22 protein-coding genes are annotated in these 21,839 nt (G+C 65.9%); 10 read left to right on the top strand and 12 right to left on the bottom strand.

Translation table 11 applies throughout. The features are described from left to right. Nucleotides 1–118 precede the first annotated feature (118 nt). On the top strand, nt 119–601 hold the full coding sequence (locus ABV408_RS12090) for an N-acetyltransferase (RefSeq protein ID WP_353979203.1): 483 nt from the start codon (nt 119–121) through the stop codon (nt 599–601). A 50-nt stretch (nt 602–651) separates the two neighbouring features. Beyond that, a complete protein-coding gene (locus ABV408_RS12085; protein ID WP_353979202.1) occupies nt 652–1,137 on the top strand; it encodes a YajQ family cyclic di-GMP-binding protein in 486 nt (161 codons plus the stop codon). 33 nt (nt 1,138–1,170) lie between these two features. Here ABV408_RS12085 and ABV408_RS12080 read toward each other — a convergent pair whose 3' ends face one another. Beyond that, the gene (locus ABV408_RS12080; RefSeq protein WP_353979201.1) at nt 1,171–1,974 is read right to left on the bottom strand and encodes a class III extradiol ring-cleavage dioxygenase; all 804 of its coding nucleotides are present in this window, start codon (nt 1,972–1,974) and stop codon (nt 1,171–1,173) included. 365 nt (nt 1,975–2,339) lie between these two features. Between ABV408_RS12080 and ABV408_RS12075 the strand changes: the two genes are divergently transcribed. The 3 genes from ABV408_RS12075 to ABV408_RS12065 all read left to right on the top strand — a co-directional run bounded on the left by ABV408_RS12075 (nt 2,340) and on the right by ABV408_RS12065 (nt 6,930). Next, nucleotides 2,340–2,753 (top strand): YbaN family protein, encoded by a 414-nt coding sequence (locus ABV408_RS12075; protein WP_353979200.1) that lies wholly within the window; start codon nt 2,340–2,342, stop codon nt 2,751–2,753. 228 nt (nt 2,754–2,981) lie between these two features. After that, nucleotides 2,982–5,633 carry an aminopeptidase N gene (gene pepN / locus ABV408_RS12070; protein WP_353979199.1) on the top strand — a complete coding sequence of 884 codons (2,652 nt, stop codon included), beginning with the start codon at nt 2,982–2,984 and terminating at the stop codon, nt 5,631–5,633. Nucleotides 5,634–5,730: 97 nt separating this feature from the next. Beyond that, nucleotides 5,731–6,930, top strand: coding sequence for an MFS transporter (locus ABV408_RS12065; protein ID WP_353979198.1), 1,200 nt, complete (start codon nt 5,731–5,733; stop codon nt 6,928–6,930). A gap of 135 nt (nt 6,931–7,065) precedes the next feature. Here the strand turns inward: ABV408_RS12065 and aldA are convergent, their stop codons facing one another. From aldA to ABV408_RS12045, 4 genes are all read right to left on the bottom strand, one after another. After that, nucleotides 7,066–8,541, bottom strand: coding sequence for an aldehyde dehydrogenase (gene aldA, locus ABV408_RS12060; RefSeq protein WP_353979197.1), 1,476 nt, complete (start codon nt 8,539–8,541; stop codon nt 7,066–7,068). A gap of 154 nt (nt 8,542–8,695) precedes the next feature. Next, nucleotides 8,696–8,983, bottom strand: coding sequence for a hypothetical protein (locus ABV408_RS12055; protein WP_353979196.1), 288 nt, complete (start codon nt 8,981–8,983; stop codon nt 8,696–8,698). 90 nt (nt 8,984–9,073) lie between these two features. After that, nucleotides 9,074–9,922 carry a deoxyribonuclease IV gene (gene nfo / locus ABV408_RS12050; protein ID WP_353979195.1) on the bottom strand — a complete coding sequence of 283 codons (849 nt, stop codon included), beginning with the start codon at nt 9,920–9,922 and terminating at the stop codon, nt 9,074–9,076. A gap of 81 nt (nt 9,923–10,003) precedes the next feature. Further along, the gene (locus ABV408_RS12045; protein ID WP_353979194.1) at nt 10,004–10,660 is read right to left on the bottom strand and encodes a hypothetical protein; all 657 of its coding nucleotides are present in this window, start codon (nt 10,658–10,660) and stop codon (nt 10,004–10,006) included. A 147-nt stretch (nt 10,661–10,807) separates the two neighbouring features. Here ABV408_RS12045 and ABV408_RS12040 point away from each other — a divergent pair, with 147 nt between their 5' ends. Together ABV408_RS12040 and ABV408_RS12035 are read left to right on the top strand one after the other, a co-directional pair. Further along, nucleotides 10,808–11,011, top strand: a complete 204-nt coding sequence (locus ABV408_RS12040) for a putative motility protein (protein ID WP_353979193.1) — start codon at nt 10,808–10,810, stop codon at nt 11,009–11,011. Between the two features lie 521 nt (nt 11,012–11,532). After that, nucleotides 11,533–11,808, top strand: a complete 276-nt coding sequence (locus ABV408_RS12035; RefSeq protein WP_353979192.1) for a DUF1127 domain-containing protein — start codon at nt 11,533–11,535, stop codon at nt 11,806–11,808. A 108-nt stretch (nt 11,809–11,916) separates the two neighbouring features. Here ABV408_RS12035 and ABV408_RS12030 read toward each other — a convergent pair whose 3' ends face one another. The 4 genes from ABV408_RS12030 to ABV408_RS12015 form a co-directional block, all read right to left on the bottom strand. Next, a complete protein-coding gene (locus ABV408_RS12030) occupies nt 11,917–12,714 on the bottom strand; it encodes an HpcH/HpaI aldolase/citrate lyase family protein (RefSeq protein ID WP_353979191.1) in 798 nt (265 codons plus the stop codon). Nucleotides 12,715–12,770: 56 nt separating this feature from the next. Beyond that, nucleotides 12,771–13,739: a tripartite tricarboxylate transporter substrate binding protein gene (locus ABV408_RS12025; RefSeq protein WP_353979190.1), complete on the bottom strand. Its 969-nt coding sequence runs from the start codon at nt 13,737–13,739 to the stop codon at nt 12,771–12,773. 406 nt (nt 13,740–14,145) lie between these two features. Then, a complete protein-coding gene (locus tag ABV408_RS12020) occupies nt 14,146–14,661 on the bottom strand; it encodes an invasion associated locus B family protein (protein WP_353979189.1) in 516 nt (171 codons plus the stop codon). Between the two features lie 157 nt (nt 14,662–14,818). Next, nucleotides 14,819–15,304, bottom strand: coding sequence for an Lrp/AsnC family transcriptional regulator (locus ABV408_RS12015; protein ID WP_353979188.1), 486 nt, complete (start codon nt 15,302–15,304; stop codon nt 14,819–14,821). A gap of 256 nt (nt 15,305–15,560) precedes the next feature. Here ABV408_RS12015 and ABV408_RS12010 point away from each other — a divergent pair, with 256 nt between their 5' ends. After that, nucleotides 15,561–17,252, top strand: a complete 1,692-nt coding sequence (locus ABV408_RS12010) for a 2-isopropylmalate synthase (protein WP_353979187.1) — start codon at nt 15,561–15,563, stop codon at nt 17,250–17,252. Between the two features lie 90 nt (nt 17,253–17,342). Here the strand turns inward: ABV408_RS12010 and ABV408_RS12005 are convergent, their stop codons facing one another. The 3 genes from ABV408_RS12005 to ABV408_RS11995 all read right to left on the bottom strand — a co-directional run bounded on the left by ABV408_RS12005 (nt 17,343) and on the right by ABV408_RS11995 (nt 19,597). Continuing rightward, on the bottom strand, nt 17,343–17,891 hold the full coding sequence (locus ABV408_RS12005; protein ID WP_353979186.1) for a FlgO family outer membrane protein: 549 nt from the start codon (nt 17,889–17,891) through the stop codon (nt 17,343–17,345). 23 nt (nt 17,892–17,914) lie between these two features. Next, nucleotides 17,915–18,592 (bottom strand): hypothetical protein, encoded by a 678-nt coding sequence (locus tag ABV408_RS12000; protein ID WP_353979185.1) that lies wholly within the window; start codon nt 18,590–18,592, stop codon nt 17,915–17,917. A gap of 156 nt (nt 18,593–18,748) precedes the next feature. Then, the gene (locus tag ABV408_RS11995; RefSeq protein WP_353979184.1) at nt 18,749–19,597 is read right to left on the bottom strand and encodes a formate/nitrite transporter family protein; all 849 of its coding nucleotides are present in this window, start codon (nt 19,595–19,597) and stop codon (nt 18,749–18,751) included. A 138-nt stretch (nt 19,598–19,735) separates the two neighbouring features. On the opposite strand from ABV408_RS11995, the gene ABV408_RS11990 reads away from it, so the two are divergent. After that, nucleotides 19,736–20,434 (top strand): MgtC/SapB family protein, encoded by a 699-nt coding sequence (locus ABV408_RS11990; protein WP_353979183.1) that lies wholly within the window; start codon nt 19,736–19,738, stop codon nt 20,432–20,434. Nucleotides 20,435–20,542: 108 nt separating this feature from the next. Next, nucleotides 20,543–21,709 carry a multidrug effflux MFS transporter gene (locus ABV408_RS11985; protein ID WP_353979182.1) on the top strand — a complete coding sequence of 389 codons (1,167 nt, stop codon included), beginning with the start codon at nt 20,543–20,545 and terminating at the stop codon, nt 21,707–21,709. Nucleotides 21,710–21,839 lie beyond the last annotated feature (130 nt).

Here is a 21,839-nt window from a genome sequence, read left to right as displayed (position 1 = left end):
AGTCGTTGCCGGCGTGAAATAATTTCATCATAGCGTCGCCGCGCTTCGGGGTCGCCCGTCGCGTGAGCGCCAACGCGTTCCGCCAGGTTCGCCTATTCTCTTCGACTCGAGTGTCATCATGCTTCGCACCCTCCGCCCCGGGCGTGCCACCGATCGCGATGCGCTGTTCCAGCTGGAAGAGCGCTGCTTCGAGGGCGACCGTTTCAGTCGCCGCCAGCTCGCCCATCTGCTGACCCGGGCCAACGCCCTCTCGCTGCTCGCGGTGAGCGAGTCCGAGCAGGTGATCGGCTACGGCACGCTACTGTTCCGGCGCAACAGCCATATGGCGCGACTTTACTCCTTCTGTGTCGACCCCGAGGCGCGCGGCAGTGGCCTCGGCCGCGAGCTGCTCACGGCACTCGAGGCCGCCGCCCGCGAGCGCGAATGCACGCGCCTGGTGCTGGAGGTGCGCGCGGACAACCGGGTCGCCATGGGGCTCTACCGGCGCATGGGATTCATGGCCCATCGCTGGATCGACGACTATTACGCCGACGGCTGTGCCGCCTGGCGCATGGACAAGGATCTCGCGCCGCCGGCCAGCGCCGCCGAGTCGCAGACCTGATGACCACCGGTGTGTCACCGCACGCCGTCTTTTTCTGGTGAGGAGTAGCTATGCCGTCTTTCGATATCGTTTCCGAGTTCGACCGTCACGAAGCGACCAACGCGGTCGATCAGGCCAACCGTGAAATCCAGACCCGCTTCGACTTCCGCGGCGTCGATGCCAGCTTCACCCTCGAGGGGGAGACCGTCTCGCTGGAAGCGGACGCCGAGTTCCAGCTGCAGCAGATGATCGACGTGCTGCGCGCGAAGCTGATCGCCCGCGGCATCGATCCGCGCTGCATGGAGGTCGAAGAGGCCCAGACCTCGGGGGTCAAGGCGCGCCAGCAGATCAAGCTCAAGCAGGGGCTGGAGCAGGCCGACGCCAAGGCGATCGTCAAGCAGCTCAAGGATGCCAAACTCAAGGTGCAGGCGGCGATTCAGGGCGACAAGGTGCGCGTCAGCGGCAAGAAGCGCGACGACCTGCAGCAGGCCATCGCCCTGCTCAAGGGCGAGAGCGGCCCGGATCTGGCGCTGCAGTACAACAACTTCCGCGACTGAGCGCAGCGCTGACCTGACGCCTGCCTGCGCCGCTCACGGGGTCTCTGCCATCTCGGTGAGGGCGCCGTTACCCAGTGCCAGCATGCTCAGATTGCCGTACATGAAACTGTCGTGCAGCTTTGTGAGCCCCCGACCCTCGGCGGCGCCGAGACACATCAGCAGTGGCAGGAAGTGTTCGGGCGTCGGGTGGGCGTGACGTGCGTTCGGCGCTTGCTCGCGCCAGCGGGCGAGGCTCGCCAGGTCGCCGCGGGCGGCGACGTCGAGCACCCAGGTCTGGAAGTCGCGCGCCCAGGCGTCCGGGGTGTCGTGGCGCGGGTGCCTGTCGCCCAGGTTGTGGGTGGCGGCGCCGGAGCCGATCAGTATCAGGTCGTGGTCGGCAGCGGCGCGGGCGAGTGCCGCCCCCAGGGCGAGCTGGGTCCGGGTGTCCACGGCCAGCGGCACGCTGACCGGGATCAGCGCCACGTCGGCGTCCGGCCACAGCAGCGACAGCGGCGACCAGATACCGTGGTCGAGCGGCCGGGCGGGGTCGAGCGCAACCGGGTGGCCCGCGGTGCCCAGCGTCTCGGCGATCGCCGTGGCGACCTGCGGCAGCCCGCGGGCGGGATAGCGCACCGCGTAGAGTTCGGCGGGAAAGCCGTGGAAGTCGTGCCAGGTGGCGGGTGTCGGCGCCGTACCCAGGGTGAGCGTGGGCGTCTCGAAGTGGGCGGAGATCACCAACGCGCCACGCGGGCGCGGCAGGCGCTGGCCCAGGGCACGCAGAAAATCCCGCGCGGGGTGGTCGCTCAGCGCCAGATCCGGGGCGCCGTGGGAGAGATAGAGAATCGGGGCGGCGGTCATCTGCGGGCTCCTCTCGGGGCGGGATGTGGCATGGGGGTCGATACCTCCTTGCAGCCTACGCCGATACGCCGCTGGCACTAGCCGTCGCTGGGCCAATGGCCTGTTTCCGCGTGGTCATCATTGATCGCGGCGCCTCTCTCATCGCGACGTCAGCAGCGATCCTGGCGCCGTCGACGGCCTGCCCCTCGCTCGGCGCTATCAGCCACATTGGTGTTTTCCATGGGGGTGGATTGGAGCGAGTCGGGCGGCCTGGTTTACACTAGGTATCGATCGGCCTCGGTCCGCGGATGTGTGCTGCCTTCGCAAGGCGACGCTTCCCACCTGGTCCCGAGGCCCCGAGTTCGCCGACCCTGGGGATGTCCGGCATGCGCAACGCCATTTTCGTCACTCTTGCCGCCATCAGCTTTGCGCTCGGCGTCATCGGGCTGTTCCTGCCGGTCATGCCCACCACCTGCTTCATGCTGGCCGCGGTCTGGCTCGCCTCCAAGGGCTCGCCGCGGTTCGCCGACTGGATCCGTCACCACCCGCGCTTCGGCCCGCCAATCCTCTCGTGGGAGCGCGAGCGCGCCATTCCCAAGCACGCCAAGATCATGGCCGTGATCATGCTGGCGGTCTCCTGCGTGATCATCGCCTTCACGGTCTCGCTGCTGGCACTGAAGGTTGGGTTGATCCTGGGCCTGGCGGCGTTGGCGGCGTGGATCGTCACGCGCCCGTTGCCGAGCCTGCAGTGCCCGGTGCGCGAGCTGTGGGAGGAGAAGTCGGTCTCCGAACGCCGCTAACGGCGGCACTGATTCGATATCGCTGCGTCCAACTGGTTAGAATGGGGCCAGTCCGGGGCGCGACCCGGGTTTGGTGCTGGGTCGCGTGCCCTCCGGCCATGCGCGGAAGCGGCGGCACCGTCGACTTTCCGTGCAGGGCCCGTTCATTTTTTCGTCTCATGTCATCCCGGCCGATGTGAATTTGCGACATCGGTTCACGGATTGCCTTTTTCGACCAGGAGCGTTGCCATGTCTGAGATGCAAGCGACCTATCTCAAGGATTATCTGCCGCCGGCGTATCGCGTGACCCACACCGAGCTCAGCTTCGATCTCGACCCGACGGCGACGCGAGTGAAGGCATGCTTGCATCTGGAGCGCCACCCCGAGCGCGAGGCGGGGCTGCCGCTGGTGCTCGACGGCGAGGGCCTGACGCTGAAGCAGGTCGCCATCGACGGTCAGCCCCTCGACGCTGGCGAGTTCGAGGCCGATGCCCACCGTCTCACCATCGCCCGGGTGCCCGAGCGCTTCCGCCTGGATACCGAGGTGGAGATATCGCCGGATGCCAACACCGCGCTGGAAGGGCTCTACCGCTCCAACGGCATGTACTGCACCCAGTGCGAGCCGGAAGGCTTTCGCCGTATCACCTTCTACCCCGACCGCCCCGACGTGATGGCGACCTTCTCGACCACGCTGATCGGTGACCGCGAATCGCTGCCGGTGCTGCTCTCCAACGGCAATCCGGTGGAGCAGGGCGAGCTGCCCAATGGCCGGCACTTCGTCACCTGGGAGGACCCGCACCCCAAGCCGAGCTATCTGTTCGCGCTGGTCGCCGGCAGCCTGGAGAAGGTCGAGGATCACTTCACCACCCAGAGTGGCCGCGAGGTGCTGCTGCAGATCTGGGTCGAGCCGGAGAATCTCGACAAGACCGACCATGCCATGGCGTCGCTCAAGCGCTCGATGCGCTGGGACGAGGAGACCTACGGCCGCGAGTACGACCTCGACCGCTTCATGATCGTTGCCGTCAATGACTTCAACATGGGCGCGATGGAGAACAAGGGGCTCAACATCTTCAACTCGGCGGCGGTGCTGACCCATCCGCAGACCGCCACCGATGCTGCCTTCCAGCGGGTCGAGGGGATCGTCGCCCACGAGTACTTCCATAACTGGTCGGGTAACCGGGTGACCTGCCGCGACTGGTTCCAGCTCTCGCTCAAGGAGGGCTTCACCGTCTTCCGCGATCAGACCTTCTCCGCCGACGTCAACTCGGCCCCGGTCAAGCGTATCGAAGACGTCTCCTTCTTCCGCACCGCCCAGTTCGCCGAGGATGCCGGCCCCACCGCCCACCCGGTGCGCCCGGACCACTACATCGAGATCTCCAACTTCTACACCCTGACCATTTACGAGAAGGGCGCCGAGGTGGTGCGCATGCTGCGCCATCTGCTCGGTTGGGAGGATTTCCGCCGCGGCAGCGATCTCTACTTCGCGCGCTTCGATGGCCAGGCGGTACGTATCGAGGACTTCGTCGCCTGCATGGCGGAGGTCTCGGGGCTCGACCTCGACCAGTTCATGCGCTGGTACGCCCAGGCCGGCACGCCGGAGATCGACGCCCACGGCGAGTACGACTACGCCACCGGCGAGTACCATCTGCGCCTCTCCCAGCGCACCCCGGCAACCCCGGGGCAGAGCGAGAAGCTGCCGCTCCACGTGCCGATCCGGCTGGGCCTGGTGGGAACCAAGTCGGGTCACGATCTGACCCTCAAGCTCGCCGATGGAAAGGGCGGCAGCGAGACCCTGGGCAAGGATGCGGTGATCCACCTGCGCGAGGCGGAGCAGACCTTCGTCTTCCAGGATGTCGAGGAGGCGCCGGTACCGTCGTTGCTGCGCGGTTTCTCGGCGCCGGTGAAGCTGCGCTACCCCTATTCGCGCGAGGAGCTGGCCTTCCTGCTGACCCATGACAGCGATGGCTTCAACCGCTGGGATGCCGGTCAGCGCCTGACCATGCTGGCGCTGGACGACCTCATTGCTGCGCACCGCAACGGGGTCGAGAAGGTCATGGATGTGCGCCTGGTCGAGGCCTATCGCAGCCTGCTCGACGAGCCCGGTGACGACCAGGCGGTGCTGGCAGAGATGCTGACGCTGCCCTCGGAGGCCTATATCGCCGAGCAGCAGCCGGTGGTCGATGTCGACGCCATCCACGCCGCGCGCGAGTTCGTGCGTCAGTCGCTGGCCTGGGCGCTGCGCGATGCCTTCCTCGCGGTCTACCGCGATAACCAGACCGACGAGCCCTATGCGCCGACGCCCGAGCAGATCGGTCGGCGCAAGCTCAAGAACGTCGCGCTGGCCTATCTGATGAGCATCGCCGACGATGAGGCGATCGCCCTGACCCAGGCGCAGTTCGCAGAGGGCGGCAACATGACCGACGTGCGCGCTGCGCTGACGCTGCTCGCCCACAGCGATCGCAGCGACCTGGCCGAGCCGGCGCTCAAGGCGTTCGGCGAGCAGTGGGCCCACGACCCGCTGGTGATGGACCAGTGGTTCACCATCCAGGTCACCCGGCCCCAGCCGGACGTGATCGAGCGCGTGCGCTTTTTGATGGAGCATCCGGCGTTCTCGCTCAAGAACCCCAACAAGGTGCGTGCACTGATCGGCGCCTTCGCCCAGAACCGGGTCAACTTCCACCGTCTTGACGGTCAGGGCTATCGACTGCTGGCGGACGTGGTGATCGAGCTGAACCGTCTCAATCCGGAGATCGCAGCGCGCATCATCACCCCGCTGACCCGCTGGCAGCGTTTCGACGAGGCGCGCCAGGCGCTGATGAAGGCCGAGCTCGAGCGCATCCGTGGCGAGAAGCTCTCGCCCAATGTCTACGAGATGGTCGAGCGCGCGCTGGCTGACGCCTGAAGACGGCCGTCGATCGGTCGGGCCGGGTCGCACCTAGCGTGCGACTTGGTGCTTGGTGCCTGGCGCCGTTAACCGGGCCTCGGGAAGCGTTCGACGGATGAGATCGCCCAATCGTCAGTTCTTTGTTTCGCTGCTGTTGTCACGGCTGGCGGACCAGATGCTGCTGTTCCTGGTGCCGCTGGTGATCTATCGGTTGACCGGCAGTGTCGCGTGGTCGGGGCTGGCGTTCTTCTTCGAGACCCTGCCACGGTTTCTGGCTTTTCCGCTGTGCGGTCAGCTTTGCGACCGTCACCGCAACGATCTGTTGCTGCGATCTAGCCAGCGCTGGCGCATGGCAACGTGCATCGCGGCGATCCTGGGCTATCTGGTGATACCCCATGTGGCATGGTTGATCGGCCTGTCGGCGCTGGTCGGCGTATTGTCGACCCAAGGCGTGATGGCGCGAGAGATGCTGTTGGTGCAGGCCTTCGGTGGAACTCGCTACGAGCGGCTCGTCTCCCACGCGCAATTATTCGACCAGGTGGGGACGGTGCTTGGGCCGCTGTTGGCGGCGGCGCTGCTGGCGCGGCTCGAGTGGGAGGCGGTGGTGTTGCTGATCGCGCTCGCGTTCGCGCTCAGCGATCTCGCGGTCTGGGGCTGGCAACGCCTGGCCAGGCCCGAGTTGCCGACGCCGCGGCCGAACGCCGCCAACGGGTGTCGGTCGCTGCTGATCGCGGGCCGTCATCTCCGCGTGAGCCCCGCGCTGCCGGCCTCGGTCGGCCTGGCAATGGCTGTCAATCTGCTGCTGGGGACACTACTGGCCACGGCGCCTGCCGTAGTCACCGGCGTTCAACACCATGGCGAAATCTATTATGGCGTGTTGCAGGCCGGCGGTGCGCTGGCCACGGTGTTGGTGTTGCTGTTCACGGCAAGATCGCTGATGCCACCGGACCGGCTGGGGTTGCTGGCCTATGCGGCGATGGCGCTGGGCGGACTGATGGCGAGCGTAACGACGATCTCATCGCTCTACGCGCTCGGATTTTTGCTGGTGATCGGTTTCGACAAGATGTTCAGCGTATCGATTCGCAGCCTGCGCCGTCGGGTGATTCCCTCGGAAGACTTCGGCAAGACGACGGGACTGGTGGTGATGCTCAACAATCTGACCCAGCCGCTGGGCGGATTGATCGTGAGCACGACGGCGGGGTTTCTGGCGACGGGTTCGATCCTGCTGGCGGTAGCACTCGTCATGGTATTCGCCGGGGTGTTCATCCTATGGCTCTACCGTGACCATGTGTTGCCATCGTTGAGTGGGCAATAGCCACCAGGGTTTGTACGAAAAGTCGGCGAGTGCAGGCAGTTTTCGCACGAAGCTTGACGACAACGGGCCGCCACTGGCGGCCCGGTATGGGAAGAGTCGGTAGAACGCGGGCAGTTCGTTCAGATCGGCGTGGTGTCAGGCGTAATGCACGTACATCGTCTTGCTCTTGACGTAGGCCTCCAGCCCGTACTTGCCATCCTCGCCGCCGAGCCCGCTGTTGCGGTAGCCCTTGTGGAAGCCCTGGACGGATTCGCCGGCCCCGCGGTTGACGTAGATCTCGCCGAAGTCGAGCTCCCGGGTCAGCGCCATCAGATGACGCACGTTCTGGGTGAACACATAGGCCGAGAGGCCGTACTCGGAGGCGTTGGCGTAGGCCATCGCCTGTTCGAAGTCGTCGATCTTCATGATCGGCACCACGGGTCCGAAGATCTCCTCCTTCATGATCTGCATATCGTTGTCGACGCCGGTGAGAATGGTCGGGGCGTAGTAGTTGCCCTTGTCGTAGTCGCCACCGCTCAGCCGCTTGCCGCCGGTGAGCAGCTGTGCGCCGTCACGCTGGGCCTGCTCGACCATGGCGTGGATCTTGTCGAGTTCGGCGGCGTTGATCTTGGGCCCCATGTCGACGTCTTCGTCGGTCAGCGGGTTGCCCACCTTGAGCGCTTCGACGCGCTGCTTGAAGCGTTCGAGGAAGCGGTCGTAGATGCCGGACTGGACGTACATGCGCTCGTTGCAGGTACACACCTGGCCGCAGTTGTCGAAGCGCGAGGCGATGGCGGCATCCACCGCCGGGTCGAGATCGGCGTCGTCGAGCACGATGAAGGGCGCCTTGCCGCCCAGTTCCAGGCGCACGATCTTGAGATGCTCGGCGGCGGCCTTGTTGATCTCGCGGCCCCCGCGCACGCTGCCGGTCATGCTCACTAGCTGGGTGATCGGGCTGGTGATCAGCTGATTGCCGATATCGCGCCCGCTGCCATTGACCAGATTGACCACCCCCGGGGGAATGCCCGCCTGGCGCGCCAGCTCGACGATCTCGAGCGCGGTCAGCGGGGTCTCTTCCGAGGGCTTGAGCACGATGGTGTTGCCCGCGGCCAGCGCCGGGCCGAGCTTGCGCCCGATCAGCGCGGCGGGGAAGTTCCAGGCGGTGATACCGACCACCACGCCGTGGGGCACCTTCTGAATCCAGATCTGCTCGTCGGGGTCGTCCGCCGGGATGATATCGCCCTCCAGCCGGCGGGTGTTCTCGGCGGCGAAGCGGATCAGGTTGGCGCACATGCCGACATCGGCATCGGCCTCGTCCAGCGGCTTGCCCTGCTCGGTGGTGATCAGCCTCGCCAGACGCTGGCGCTGTTCGAGAATCAGCTCGACCAGCCGGTAGAGGTGATCGGCGCGCTCCACCGCGGTCTTGCGCGACCATGCCGGGAAGGCGCGCTGGGCGGCCTCCAGGGCGCGGTTGGCCAGGGCCTCGTCGGCCAGGGAGACACGGGCGATGATCTCCCCGGTGGCCGGGTTGAGCACGTCCAGGCGCTCGCCGCCGCCGGTGGTCCATTCGCCGTCGATGAACTGGTTGTAGAGATCGACACCTTCGTGGGATGACTTCATTGACTGGGTCATGCTCGACGCCTCCTTGTCGGTCCTGCGGCGCCCGCGGGCGCCGCCTCGTGTATCCGGACTCTCAAGGTGGTAGAGGAAGGGCGGGCTGACAAGCCGTACCCTGAAGCGTCACAGGATCGGGCACGCCGGCAGCAGGATGATGCCGACGCCTGTCCTACTGGATCAGCCAGCCCAGCACCAGCAGCCCCAGCAGCAGGCCGATCACACCGCCGACCACGCCGCCGCGCAGCAGGGCGCGCACGCCGCTGATCAGCAGCAGCAAGCCGATCACCAGCACGCCGAGGCTGAACAGCGAGTCGCTGATACCCAGCGCCTGGGTGAGGCCGTCGACGAAGCCGTCCATCGCGCGCCACAGGCCGCCGAACACACTGTCGAGCAGGCCGACGACGGTGCGAATGACGCGACCGATGGCATCGCCGAGCCAGTGAAAGAATCCATCCATGGGGTCGTTGTCCTGTTCCGAGGCGCGGCGTCCGAGCCGCCGCGCAAGCTATGAATGTCAGAGGTGGGCGTTCGCTGTAGACGTCAGGTGTCAGGTGCCGAGCTGCTGGTCGCGCAGCCACTGGATCTCCTGGGGCCAGATCGCCGGCTCGATGGTCTCCAGGATCAGCGGGATATCGTCGGTGCGTGGGTCGCGCATCAGGGCGGTGAAGCCCTCGCTGCCGATATTGCCCTGGCCCAGGCTGTGGTGGCGGTCGACGCGGCTATTGAAGGCGCTCTTGGCGTCGTTGAGATGCATGCCGCGCAGATAGCGCAGCCCCACCACGCGCTCGAAGGTATCGAGCATGGCGGTGGCGTCGGCGGCGCTGCGTAGCTCGTAGCCGGCGGCGAAGGCGTGGCAGGTGTCGATGCAGACACCGACCCGCGACTTGTCCTCGACCTGGTCGATGATCTCGGCCATATGCTCGAAGCGAAAGCCCAGGTTGGTGCCCTGGCCGGCGGTGTTCTCGATCACCGCGACGACGAACTCGGTGGCCGCGTGGGTCTGGTTGATCGACTCGGCGATCCGCGCCAGGCAGTCGCTCTCGCTGATCTTGTTGAGATGGCTGCCGGGATGAAAGTTCAGTAGCTCGAGCCCCAGTTGCTCGCAGCGCTGACACTCGTCGAGAAAGGCCGCGCGGGACTTGGCCAGGCCCTCCGGCTCGGGGTGGCCCAGATTGATCAGGTAACTGTCGTGGGGCAGGATCTGGCCGGGGCCGAAGCCGTGGGTGTCACAGGCGCGCTTGAACGCCTCGATGGTCTTCGCCTCCAGCGGCTTGGCTTGCCACTGACGCTGGTTCTTGGTGAACAGGGCAAAGGCGTTGGCGCCGATCTCGGTGGCGCGGATCACCGCCTGGTCGACGCCGCCTGCGGCACTGACGTGCGCTCCGATGGTCTTCATGGCTTCTCTACTCGTCACTCGTCGTGGGTCGCTGGGCCCCGAGTTTACCAGCCGCCAGCCCTGGCGGCTGCGCGCGGCCGCTCATCTGTCCAGGTGCAGGCCGGCATTGACCTCGCGCAGAGCCTGCCATGCCGCATCGCGGGAGAAGGGTGCCTGACGCGGCGGATCGTAGACCTCCCCGTTGCTGCCCTCGACGATCAGATCGACGGCGTAGCAGGTCGCCGCGATCACGCGGCGATAGCTCTCGACCTCGCGGAAGTGGTTCATGCCGGCGTCGCTCTGCGTGAAGAGAGTGGCATCATGCCCGCCGAGGGTGCTCGGGCCCGGCTGGCGCTGGGCATTGGCAGGCAGGCGCTGGCACTGGCGCACCGCCACCGGGTCGCGGCTGATACCCAGGCGCCAGAGCCCGGTGGTGATGGCGTTCGAGCCGGGCAGGGCGAGCGTGATCAGCGTCTTGCCGGGGGCCGAGGCGTCGAGCTGCCAGCTGCCGTTGTCGAAGTAGCCTCTGACCGCCGGTGTGCCGGTATTGCCGTCGACGCGCTCGAGCGTCGCCGGGTAGGCAAGGGTCACGCCGGCCTCGGCGCTATGGAAGGTGCGCTGCGCCTCACCGCTGCCGGCGGCGTCCTGCGGTTGGGGCTGACAGCCGGCCAGTAGCGCCGCCGCGACGCCTGTTGTGGCCAATATCGCGGCGATGCGCACCGGGCTGCGCTTGCGCAGCGATCGTGAAAGCTGAATCATCGAAGCATCACCTCCGCATGAGGATGGGCACTGGCGTGCCGAGTGTCGGAACCGGCAGTCTATAAGCTAAAGCCTGGGGTGACAGCCGCCGATAGAAGACCTGAGGGTAATCCCTCTCAACCGAGAACAGGAAATAGGGAGTCTCCTATGGATAGTGCAGTCAATGCTGTCGTCGGTGCCGGAGTCGCGCTGCAGCAGTTCAATCAGGATCAGGACATGCAGGCGTCGCTGCTCAAGCGCTCGCTCGACAATCAGTCCGCGCAAATCTCGCAGCTGATGGATTCGATGGCGCCGGAGCCCAAACTGGCGGCCACCGGTACCGTCGGTACCCAGATCAACACCTACGCCTGAGAAACGGCGGGGTCGTCATTCGGCCGAGCCGGGCGTCGACCCCTGATCGTGTGACAACGGCAAGATGCTGAAAATGATGAAAGTGCTGCGACGATGAATGCATGTCGTCTTGCTCTGCAGCGCTACCGAACCGTGACTCTGGCGATACATGACCCGGGGTTGCGGTTTTTTTGATCCGATGCGCGTTTGTTGCCAGCGTTTTGGCGATAAAGAGATTGACGCGTCGAATGGCTCTCGCTTTTAATCGAAAGGGTCGCGAGTGTCATTCAGACACGCCGGCATTTCTGCCGATTTTCGGCATTTTCCCTGGACGCGATCATGACCCTATTCCATCGCCCGACTTTTTCGATGTTCTCGATCAATGTGCGCCAGCACAATCATCGAGTTCGTCGTTGCGTCGCGCGCCTGGGATAGCAGATCGTTATCGGCCGCGACGAGTATCGCGGCCGATAGAGAGTGGAAAATCCACCCCGCCATGATCGCGATACTTGTCCGGCCTTCGCCTGAAGGAGTGGACAAGTATGACGCTGAAGACTCTCATCGATGCCCTCAAGGCCCGTCTGGCCCTGGCTCGTCGCCGCCGGCACGACTGGCGCGCGCTCTCCCATCTCGATGCCCACATGCTGCGGGATCTCGGCCTGCGCGCAGAGCAGGGCACGATCGTGCCGATCGCCACTGACCTGACGCAGAGTGCGGTGCCGGCACCAGCGGCCGCCGATAGACAGAAGACAGCGGCTGCCGAGGCGCCGCAAAAAGTAGTAAGGGTGTGTCGATATTGCGGAGAAACGCTCGCTTAGCGAAGCCCCGGCCACGCTGTGTGGCCGGGGCTTTTCATCACCCTGAAACCTGGATTCATCGACCTGGCGTGGGCATATATTGCCCGCGCTATTTGTGCTTGCGTGGCATCAATATCCCACGCTCGAGGACGCCGGGGAGATGTCCTTTTTATACCGCGACACCGTCTCGATCGCGGCCCGACGCAGCAGGCTGATATCGATACCCACGGCAATGAAGTCGAACCCCCATTCGGCGTAGCGCTTGGCGTCCGCTTCGGCCGGCGCCAGGATGCCGGCTGTCTTGCCTGCGGCCTTGGTGACCTCCAGGGTATGGCGGATCATCGCCTGGACGTCGGGATGATTGGGGTTGCCGACATGGCCGACGCCGGTGGAGAGGTCGATCGGCCCGACGAAGATCCCATCCACGCCTTCGGTGGCGGCGATCGCCGCGGCGTTGTCGACACCGGCACGGGATTCGACCTGGACGATCAGACACAGCGTCTCATGGGCGCGGGCGAGATAGTCGGGGATCGCGTCCCAACGCGTGGCGCGGGTGAGGCCGCCGCCCACGCCGCGGAAGCCGCGGGGCGGGTAGCGGGTCGCCGCGACCAGCTGCGCGGCCTGCTCGGCAGTGTCGACCATCGGCACCATCAGCGTCTGGGCACCGATATCGAGCAACTGCTTGAGCAGCGCCGGGTCGTGGTTGACGCAGCGCACCACCGGCGCGCAGGGGTAGGACGCCACCGCCTGCAGCTGCGCCAGGATACTGGGCACCGTATTGGGAGCGTGCTCACCATCGATCAGCAGCCAGTCGAAGCCGGTGGTGGCGAGTATCTCGGTGGCGTAGCCGGTGCCGAAGCCGGCCCAGCAGCCATAGCGGGTCTGCCCATCCAGCGCGGCGTGAAACGGATTGTGCGGGAGCTGCATGCGTATCGGTCCTCGGTGATCCGGCGTCCGGCGACGCCGGTGGTAGGGTGATGACCTCAGTGGGCCAGCCCCATCTGCTTCATGATCTCGCCGAACTTGGCATCGTCCTCGGCCATCAGCGTCTCGAAGTCGTCGGCATCACGCCACACCACGCCGTAGCCCTGCTTGGCCATGAAGCTCTGATAGGCGTCGCTGTCGTAGGCCGTCTTCAGTGCCATCTCGAGCCGTTTCACCACCGCCTCGTCGAGCCCCTTGGGGCCGACCACACCGCGCCAGGCGCCGAGGCTGAAGTCGCTGCCGAGCTGCTCGTGGAAGGTGGGGATGTCGGGGAAGCCGCTCAGACGCTCGGGGGTCATCACGCCGAGACTGCGGATCTCGCCGGCCTCGATCATGGCGCGCGCTTCCGGCAGCGAGGAGGCGACCACGTCGATGCTGCCGGAGGCAAGCTCGGTCATCGCCGGCGCCGAGCCCTGGCTGGGAATCCAGGTCAGCTTGCCCGCGGCGATGCCCTGATCCATCAGGAAACCGTTCAGGGCCACGTGCCAGATGCCGCCGAGGCCGGTGCCCGAGGCGGTATAGGTGCCCGCCGGGTGAGATTTCACCTGGGCCACGAAATCCTCGAGGTCCTTGAAGGGGGAGTCTTCGCCCACCGAGAGGCTGGCCGAATCGAAGTTGATCTGACCGATCGGGGTGAAGTCCTGGTAGGTCAGGCTGGTGAGCCCCTGCCAGTGCATCATGTCCAGCTCCACCGTCGCCAGGCCCAGGGTATAGCCATCCGGGCGAGCGTTGGCTATGGCCGTGTGGCCGACGACACCGCTGCCCCCGGTGCGGTTGACCACGTTGATCGTCTGGCCCAGCTCCTGCTCCAGCGCGCTGGCGATGATCCGTGCGGTGGCGTCGGTGCCGCCGCCGGCGGCCCAGGGCACGATCAGCGTGATGGGCTTGTCGGGATACTCCGCCCAGGCCGCCGGGGAGGCCACCACGGCGGCGGCGAGCAGGAGCTTCAAGGTGCGCTTGACGTTCATGGAACCTCTCGGGGGATCTCTCGGGCGCGGGCGGCGTGCCGGCGCGGGACGGGATGAGATGACTTTTGCACACAAAGTCATATCAAGCCGCCAGCGCGGGCACAATTGCGCCAACGTCTAAGAGGGTGTTTACAACCCCGCTGACGATGGGCGCCGGGGGCAGGGCAAAGCGAGGGTCCTTTGCCAGGGATGGCAAAGGTAGCGCCCAGGGAGGGGGTCACAGCGCCCTCGCGACGCCCTGCCGCCGGATAAACCCACGTCGTCTAGCGGTTGTGAAAGGCGTTCCAGGAGAGCGGGCGAGAGATCGGATCAGAGGGCAGCATTGCAGGCGGCAGCGCCGGCCAGCGTGGTGTCGAGATCGGCCCGGCGCAGGGCGCCGGACCGAACATCTCGAGGTGAGGAAGCGTTACTGCGAGGCGATGCGCTGGCTGGCGCCGGTGAAGCCCATCAGCGAGAGATCCATGTCGAGGCGCTTGCCGTCCGGGGCGATGGCGCTGACGGTGGCCTTGTTGCCGCCACGGAGCTGGGCGAGCAGCTGCGGCGACAGCGCCAGATTGGCGCGGCAGCCCTGCTGCAGGCAGACCTGATAGGGCATACCCACCGGCTCGTTGTCGTCGACTTGCAGCTGGATACCCGGCGCCAGGCGCACGCCCAGTGGCAGCAGGAAGACCATGACCGGGCCATCGGCCTGGGCCGGATGACCGACCATGGCACGCATCAGCGGATCGTTGATGTCGGGGTTGTTGACCACCTGGCTCATCACGCAGCTCTGGCGCTCACCGCCCTTGGGGCAGCGCACTTCCCAGGATTGGAACTGCTGAGTGTCGACCTGCGGTGCGCTCGGCTGCTGAGCCTGGGCCGGCGTCAGGACGGCGGCGGCCAGCGGCAGCAGCGAGGCGAGCAGGGTACGGCGAAAAGACATGGCATTTTCCTGTGTTGTGGTCGGTCACGCGGTGTCATGCATGAGTATGGTCGAATTCGTGCGTTGTGGGAGGCGGCGGTCACCCCATTCCAGCACGCCTGGCGCCGGGACGGCCAGTTGCGGCATGGGCGCACGCCGGTCAGCGTCGGTTACGCGCTCAGGGTGCTACCGGCACGCCGCGATTTTCGAACACCGGTCGCAGCACGAAGTTGGAGTGGACGCCGGAGACGCCCTCGATCGGGGTGATGTGCTGCAGCAGAAGCTGCTGATAGTCATCCATGTCCTCGACTCGGATCTTGAGCTGGTAGTCGACCTCCTGGCCGGTAATCATCAGGCACTCCTGCACCTGGGGCAGGGCGGCCACCTGACGCTCGAAGTTGGCGAAGCGCTCCGGGGTGTGGCGATCCATGGAGATGTGCACCAGCGCCATTAGCCGATAACCGAGCTGGCGCGCGTCGACCAGAGCGCGGTAGCCGAGGATCAGGCCGCTCTCTTCCAGCGCGCGCAGGCGGCGCAGGCAGGGCGAGGGCGACAGCCCGATGCGCTCGGCCAGTTCCTGATTGCTGATCCGGCCCTCCTGCTGGATCAGTTCGAGAATGCGCCGGTCGTAGCGATCGAGTGCGAGAGGCTGTGGCGTACTCATTGGCAATATCCGTCTGATTTTTCGTTTTCGTTGGCAGATTATGCCATCTGGCGTCGAGAAAGATCGATCTTCGCAATGTCCTGTCGGCACAAAAGCCGTACACTGTCTCTGCTGCCACAAGCAGCTTAGGGCCGGCTTCTGCATCCGGGATCCGGCCCCCTTTCCGCCGCCATCCGCGGCGGCTCAACAGCGGGGCTCGCGCCCATGGCGCGCCCCACAATCCGTCGGCTCTATTTACCTCGTCAGGATGGTTGCCATGTCCGCCTTCGATCATCGCAAGTACCGCCCGGCCCCCCGGGTACCCGCCTTCGACCGCCAGTGGCCGGATCGTGATCTCGATCACGCCCCGATCTGGGTCAGCGAAGACCTACGCGATGGCAACCAGGCCCTGCTCGAGCCGATGAGCGTGGCCCAGAAGCAGCGTTTCTGGCACCAGATCGTCAAGGTCGGGATCAAGGAGGTGATGGTCGGCTTCCCCTCGGCGAGTCAGCCGGACTACGACTTCGTGCGCTGGCTGATCGAAGAGGATCAGATCCCCGAGGATGTCACCATCGCCGTGCTGGTGCAGTGCCGCGAACATCTGATCGAAAAGACCTTCGAGTCGCTGGTCGGCGCCAAACGGGCGATCGTCCACCTCTACAACTCCACCTCCACCACCCAGCGCGAGCGGGTGTTCGAGATGGACCGTGCAGGGATCGTCGATATCGCCGTGCAGGGGGCGACCTGGGTCAAGACCTACGCCGCGCGCTACCCGCAGATCGAGTGGTGCTTCGAGTACACGCCGGAGAGCTTCTCCAGCACCGAGATCGACTTCTCGCTGGAGATCTGCGAGGCGGTGATGGATGTCTGGCAGCCGACCCCGGACAACAAGTGCATCCTCAATCTGCCGACCACGGTCGAGGTCGCCGGGCCGCACCACCACGCCGATCAGATCGAGTACTTCTGCCAGCACATCAAGAATCGCGACAGCGTGATCATCTCGGTGCACACCCACAACGACCGTGGCGGTGCCGCGGCCTCCGCCGAGCTCGCCCTGCTGGCGGGTGCCGAGCGCGTCGAGGGAACTCTGCTGGGTAACGGCGAGCGCACCGGCAACATGGATATCGTCACCCTGGCGATGAACCTCTACAGCCAGGGGATCGACCCCGAGCTCGACCTCTCCAATCCGGACGAGATCATCCAGGTGGTGCAGGAGTGCACCGGTATCGCGATGCATCCGCGCCACCCCTGGGTCGGCGAGATGGTCTACACCGCCTTCTCCGGCAGCCATCAGGATGCCATCCGCAAGTCGCTCAAGAAGCAGCGCCCCGATGAGCCGTGGCAGGTGGCCTATCTGCCCATCGATCCGCGCGACATCGGCCGCGACTACCAGGCGGTGATCCGCGTCAACAGTCAGTCCGGCAAGGGTGGGATGGCGTTCCTGCTCGAGCGCGACTACGGCATCAGCCTGCCGCGCTGGATGATGCTGGCGCTGGCGCCGTATGTGCAGAAGGAGAGCGAAGTGCGCGCCAGCGAGCTCTCCAGCGAGATCATTCGCCAGGTGATGTTCGACAACTTCCAGCGTGAAGCGCCGCTGTCGCTGGCCGACTACCGGCTCTCCAAGGGGCAGGAAGAGGGCATCGAGGTGACCCTGTGGCAGGGTGCCGAGACCCTGCGCCTGTCGGGCAAGGGCAACGGTGCGATGTCCTCCTTCACCGATGCCTGGCAGCGCCATACCGGTACCAGCGTGGGGATCATCGACTACAGCGAGCACTCGCTGGGCGGTGACAGCGACGCCAACGCCATCGCCTTCGTTCAGCTCAATGTCGGCGGTCAGCGCATCTGCGCGGTGGCTGAAGACAGTGATACCGTCAGTGCGTCGCTCAAGGCGATCCTCTCCGGGATCAACCTGGCCGAGGCCCAGGGGGCCCCGCAGAGCACCGAGGCCCGCGCGACCACCGTCGACTGAACCTCAGACCGACACCCACGACGCAAGACGAGAAGGGCGCCCACTGGGCGCCCTTCTGCGTTGTCGAGGTCGTCTTGCGGTGAGCTCGGTTCAGGGGTAGTTGGGCGGCAGCAGCGTCCGCAGGTCGTTGTTGAGCGGCAGCTCGAAGCTGGTCGCGCCGAGAATGGCGCGATCGGCGATACGTACCACCCGGGCATTGACGAACAGCCGGTCCTGGGCCTGGGCGTAGGTGCCCACCAGCACCGCGCTGGCATCGTAATCCTGACTCAGCCGCTGCACGTTGCGCGACAGGATCAGTTCGCCGGTGTTCTCTTCGATGTAGAGGCTGTTGCGCAGCTTGACCTCGATCACCTGCATGCCCGATTCGACCAGCCGCGAGACGAACATCTCGCTCAGGGTACGGCCCAGGGTCGAGGATTGCCCCAGGTGGTCGACGTCGACGAAGGTGGTGGCGACCAGCGGTGCGCTGTCGTCGAGCCGCCCCCGGCTGTTCTCGACCAGTGCCTTGGCCGCCGCATCGACTCGCTCCAGCGTGGTCGGCTGGTGCGGGCGGCCGTTGGGGTCGAGCATCGAGCAGCCTGCCAGTGCCGCCAGTAGCAGCACCAGCAGCCAAAGCCGAGCGCAGTCGGATACGGACATTGCGGAACTCCCTGTGCTGCGCCTCACCATTGTGACGATACCTTGAGCTGGCCGCGCTCGGCGGTGGTGGCCGGCGCACGGCCGTACTGGCCGCTATCGCCGGGGTTGATGTAGTAGAGATTGGAGGAGGAGTAGAGCAGGGTCTGATACTCGTCGGCCTGCACGGTGATGATCACCTCTTCGTCACTCTCCGAGGTCCAGCTACCGCTGAAAAGGTCGACCAGCCCGGCCGCGGGAATCAGCGCCAGCGAGGGCTCCGACCAGTGGTTGAACGGAATCGTCGCCACCGCGATGCCCGCCGCCAGCGCGGTCAGCGCACCCTGGGGAGGACGGATCGGCTGGCGATCCCGATGCGTCACGACCTGCACGTCGAAGGTGACGGTGGCCGCGCCGAGATCGCTGGTCCTGACCGTGGCGCCCTGTTTCACCAGCTCGCTGGTCAGCAGCGAACGAAAGCCGCGGCTGAAGGCGGTTTCGGTCTCGGGGGGCTTGAGATAGAGCGCGCGCCGGTCGAGCCGGTGGTCGGCCATGATCGCCTTGGCCTCATGGCGTGCCAGCACCTCCCAGTGATAGGCGGCCTGCATGCGCTGCTGGGTGGTCGCCGGGTAGGTGGTGGCCAGCGGGGCCTGGGAGGTGTTGACGCCGAAGCAGCCGCCCAGCAGCGGCAGGCCGCAGAGCAGCACCCAAGGTTTCAATGACATGTGTAGAGAGTTCCTGTCCGATCGCCGGGGCGTCTGTATGAATATGGCTCTCGGAGAGTATCGGCGGGCACGCGCTCGGCTTGAGCGCGGCCGTGTGAAGTCGTGTCCAGGGCTCTTGCGAAAAGCCGGCGAGCGAAAGCAGTTTTCGTACCAAGCCTAGCGTTCGCCGTCGCTGCGGATCTGCGCATGACTGATCAGGGCGAAGATGAAGGTGCCGCCGAAGACGTTGCCCAGCAGCGTCGGCAGGCCGAAATGGAAGAGGTACTCGGACCAGCTGGCGTGGCCGGAGAAGACCAGATACATCACCTCGGTGGAGCCGACGATGATATGGGTGAACTCGCCGATCGCCACCAGGTAGGTGACGATCAGGATCACCCAGATCTTGGCGCTGCCGGCGCTGGGCAGCAGCCAGACCATAGTGGCGATCATCCACCCGGCGACGATGCCCTTGGCGAACATCTGCATCGGCGTGTTCTCCAGGATATGCTCGCCCAGGGTGAGAAACGCCTGATGGGTCTCGGCGGAGAAGATCGGCAGGGCGAGGATCGCCCAGGCCGAGATCGCCACCCCGACCAGGTTGCCTAGCAGCACCACGCCCCATAGCCGCAGCAGACACAGGAACTTGCTCAGGCGTGGCTGGCTCATCGCCGGCAGTACCGCGGTGACGGTATTCTCGGTGAACAGCTGCTGGCGTGCCATGATCACGACCAGAAAGCCGATGGTGTAGCCGAACGACTCGACCAGGAAGCCGACGTCGGTATCCGGCAGATGGGCCCGCAGCAGTCCCTTGGCGAGCATCGAGAAGCTCATCGACAGGCCGGCGGCCACCGCTGACCACGCCAGCGCGGAGACGGTGCGGTTGAGCTCCTTCTCGCCCTCTTCGCGGATCTTCTCGTGGACCGCGGCGGCGCGGGAGGGAAGGTTGTCGCCATCGAGCTGCAGGTCGTGCTCCTCCTGTTCATCGCGGACGCGGCTGGGCGGGGTCAGGTCGTTGGGCTTGTTCAAGGTCGGATCCTTCCGAGCGATGGACGGGACGCACGGCATGACCGCCGCGCGATCTGGTCATGGCCACGGCGGCGGTTATGCTGAAACGTATCTGATGCTGAAACGATAGCGGTAAATGAGACAAGGAGATAGCCACGAATGTCGGCAGTCAGTGTGACGATTGTGATCCACCTGGGCATGGCCTGGCTGGCGGGCAGTCTGATTGGCCTGGAGCGTACCTTCCATGGTCGCCCGGCGGGGTTTCGCACCCACGCGTTGGTATGTGTGGCCTCGGCGCTGCTGATGATGGTGACGGTCTACCAGTGGCAGTGGCTGGGGAACACGGTGCCCGAGGCCACGGTGCGCACCGACCCCACGCGCATGGCCCAGGGCATCATGACCGGGATCGGCTTTCTCGGCGCGGGGGTGATTTTCAAGGAGGGGTTGACCGTGCGCGGGCTGACCACTGCCGCCTCGATCTGGATCACCGCGGCACTGGGCATCCTCTACGGCATCGGCTTTCTGTTTCCGGGGATCATGGCGACCCTGATCACGCTGTTGACGCTGTCGCTGTTCCGTCGGGTCGAGGCGCGTCTGCCCGGCAGGCGCTACGCCCGCTGCACGCTGCGCTACGCCAGCGCAGAGGTACCCGAGGAGCGCGATATCCTGGCGCTGGTCCAGGGCTATGGCCTGCATGTCGAGAGCCTGAGCTATCGCACCCGCGACGATGGTGGGCAGTTCGAGTATCGCCTGCTGTTGCGCACCCACGATCGTGGTCACCTGGGGCCGCTGGCGGAGCATCTGCGTGGTCTGCCGGCGCTGCGCGAGTTCCAGCTGACACCCGCCGGCGACGGTTGAGCGTCATGTCCGGCTGCCAGGCTGTCGCTGCTGTGCGGCGACGAGAATGCTTGTCATCCTTGTGCCAGCCGCTAGAGTGGGCGCTCTTGCCGGGATGACGAGGTTGCGATGCAGGGCAGAGGACGTCCGCCGTTTTGGGTGCTGATGGGCGCAGTCATGCTGTCGCCCCTGGCCATCGATATCTATCTGCCTGCCTTGACCGCGATGGCGCGCGAGTTCGAGCGTCCGTTCGCCGCGCTCCAGGTGACCATCACCCTGTTCCTGCTCAGCGTGGGCGTCGGGCAGGTGCTGGTGGGGCCGCTGGCCGACCGCTTCGGCCGCCGGCCGGTGCTGCTCGGCGGCGCCCTGACTTACCTGGCCGGCGCGCTGATGGGGCTCGGCGCGGCGACTCTGGAGTGGCTCTACGCGGCCCGCGTACTGCAGGGGCTGGGCGCCTGCGCCACGGTCACGGTAGCCTTTGCGGCGGTGCGCGATAGCTACCCACCGGAGACCGGGGCCAAGCTCTACAGTTATCTCAACGGCTCGCTGACGCTGGTGCCCTCGCTCGCCCCGGTGATCGGCGGCGCGCTCACCGTGGCCTTTGGCTGGCGCAGCAACTTCGCTTTCATGATGGGGTTCGCCGCGCTGCTCTGCCTCGGTGCCTGGTGGCGCTTCGGCGAGACGCGACCGACCGATACCCCGATCGAACGCAGGCTCTACCGCTGGTCACGCTATCGTCCGGTGCTCGGCCACCCGCGCTTCCTCTATTATGCGCTGTTGGTGAGCACGATGATGGCGGCGATTCTGGTCTACGTCTCGGCCGCGCCGGTGATCGTGATGGGCCGGCTGGGGCAGCCCGAGTGGGTATTCAGCCTGTGGTTCGGCGCCAACGCGCTGGTGAGCACCCTGGCGTTCTTCTTCGTGCCACGCCTGATGCATCGCTGGGGACGCCAAGCCACGGTACAGCGCGGGCTGGTGGTGGTGATGGGTGGGGGCCTGCTGATCACCGCGCTCTATCTGGGGGTACCACTCTCGGTGGCCACCTTCATGGCGCCGGTGGCACTGCTGTCGGTGGGCTTCTCGATGATCTTGGGCTCCGCGGCCAGTCTGGCGCTGGAGCCGTTTCCCGAGCGTGCTGGCACCGCCGCGGCGCTGCTCGGGGCGATTCAGTTGGGCGGCGGCGCAATCGTCGCCACCCTGGCGCTGATGACGCCGCTGGCGCCTCAGTTCACGCTCACCGCGCTGTGTACCGGCGGCGGGCTCCTGCTGTGGGTCCTGGCGCGGCGCTGGGGTTGAGGGCGGCGAGCCAGCCCATAGCGGCCTGGCGTCGCCACGGCGAGCAGCCGTTGCCGCGGCGGGCTGCTAGACTGCACTGCGGTGACAGCGGAAGATCAAGGCGCCGCGCGAGCGTCGCCCCAAGGAAAGG

This window comes from Salinicola endophyticus (assembly GCF_040536835.1).
GTDB lineage: Bacteria > Pseudomonadota > Gammaproteobacteria > Pseudomonadales > Halomonadaceae > Salinicola > Salinicola endophyticus_A.
Note: the sequence above shows the minus strand (reverse complement) of the source record. Positions and strands in the feature narration are given on the sequence as shown.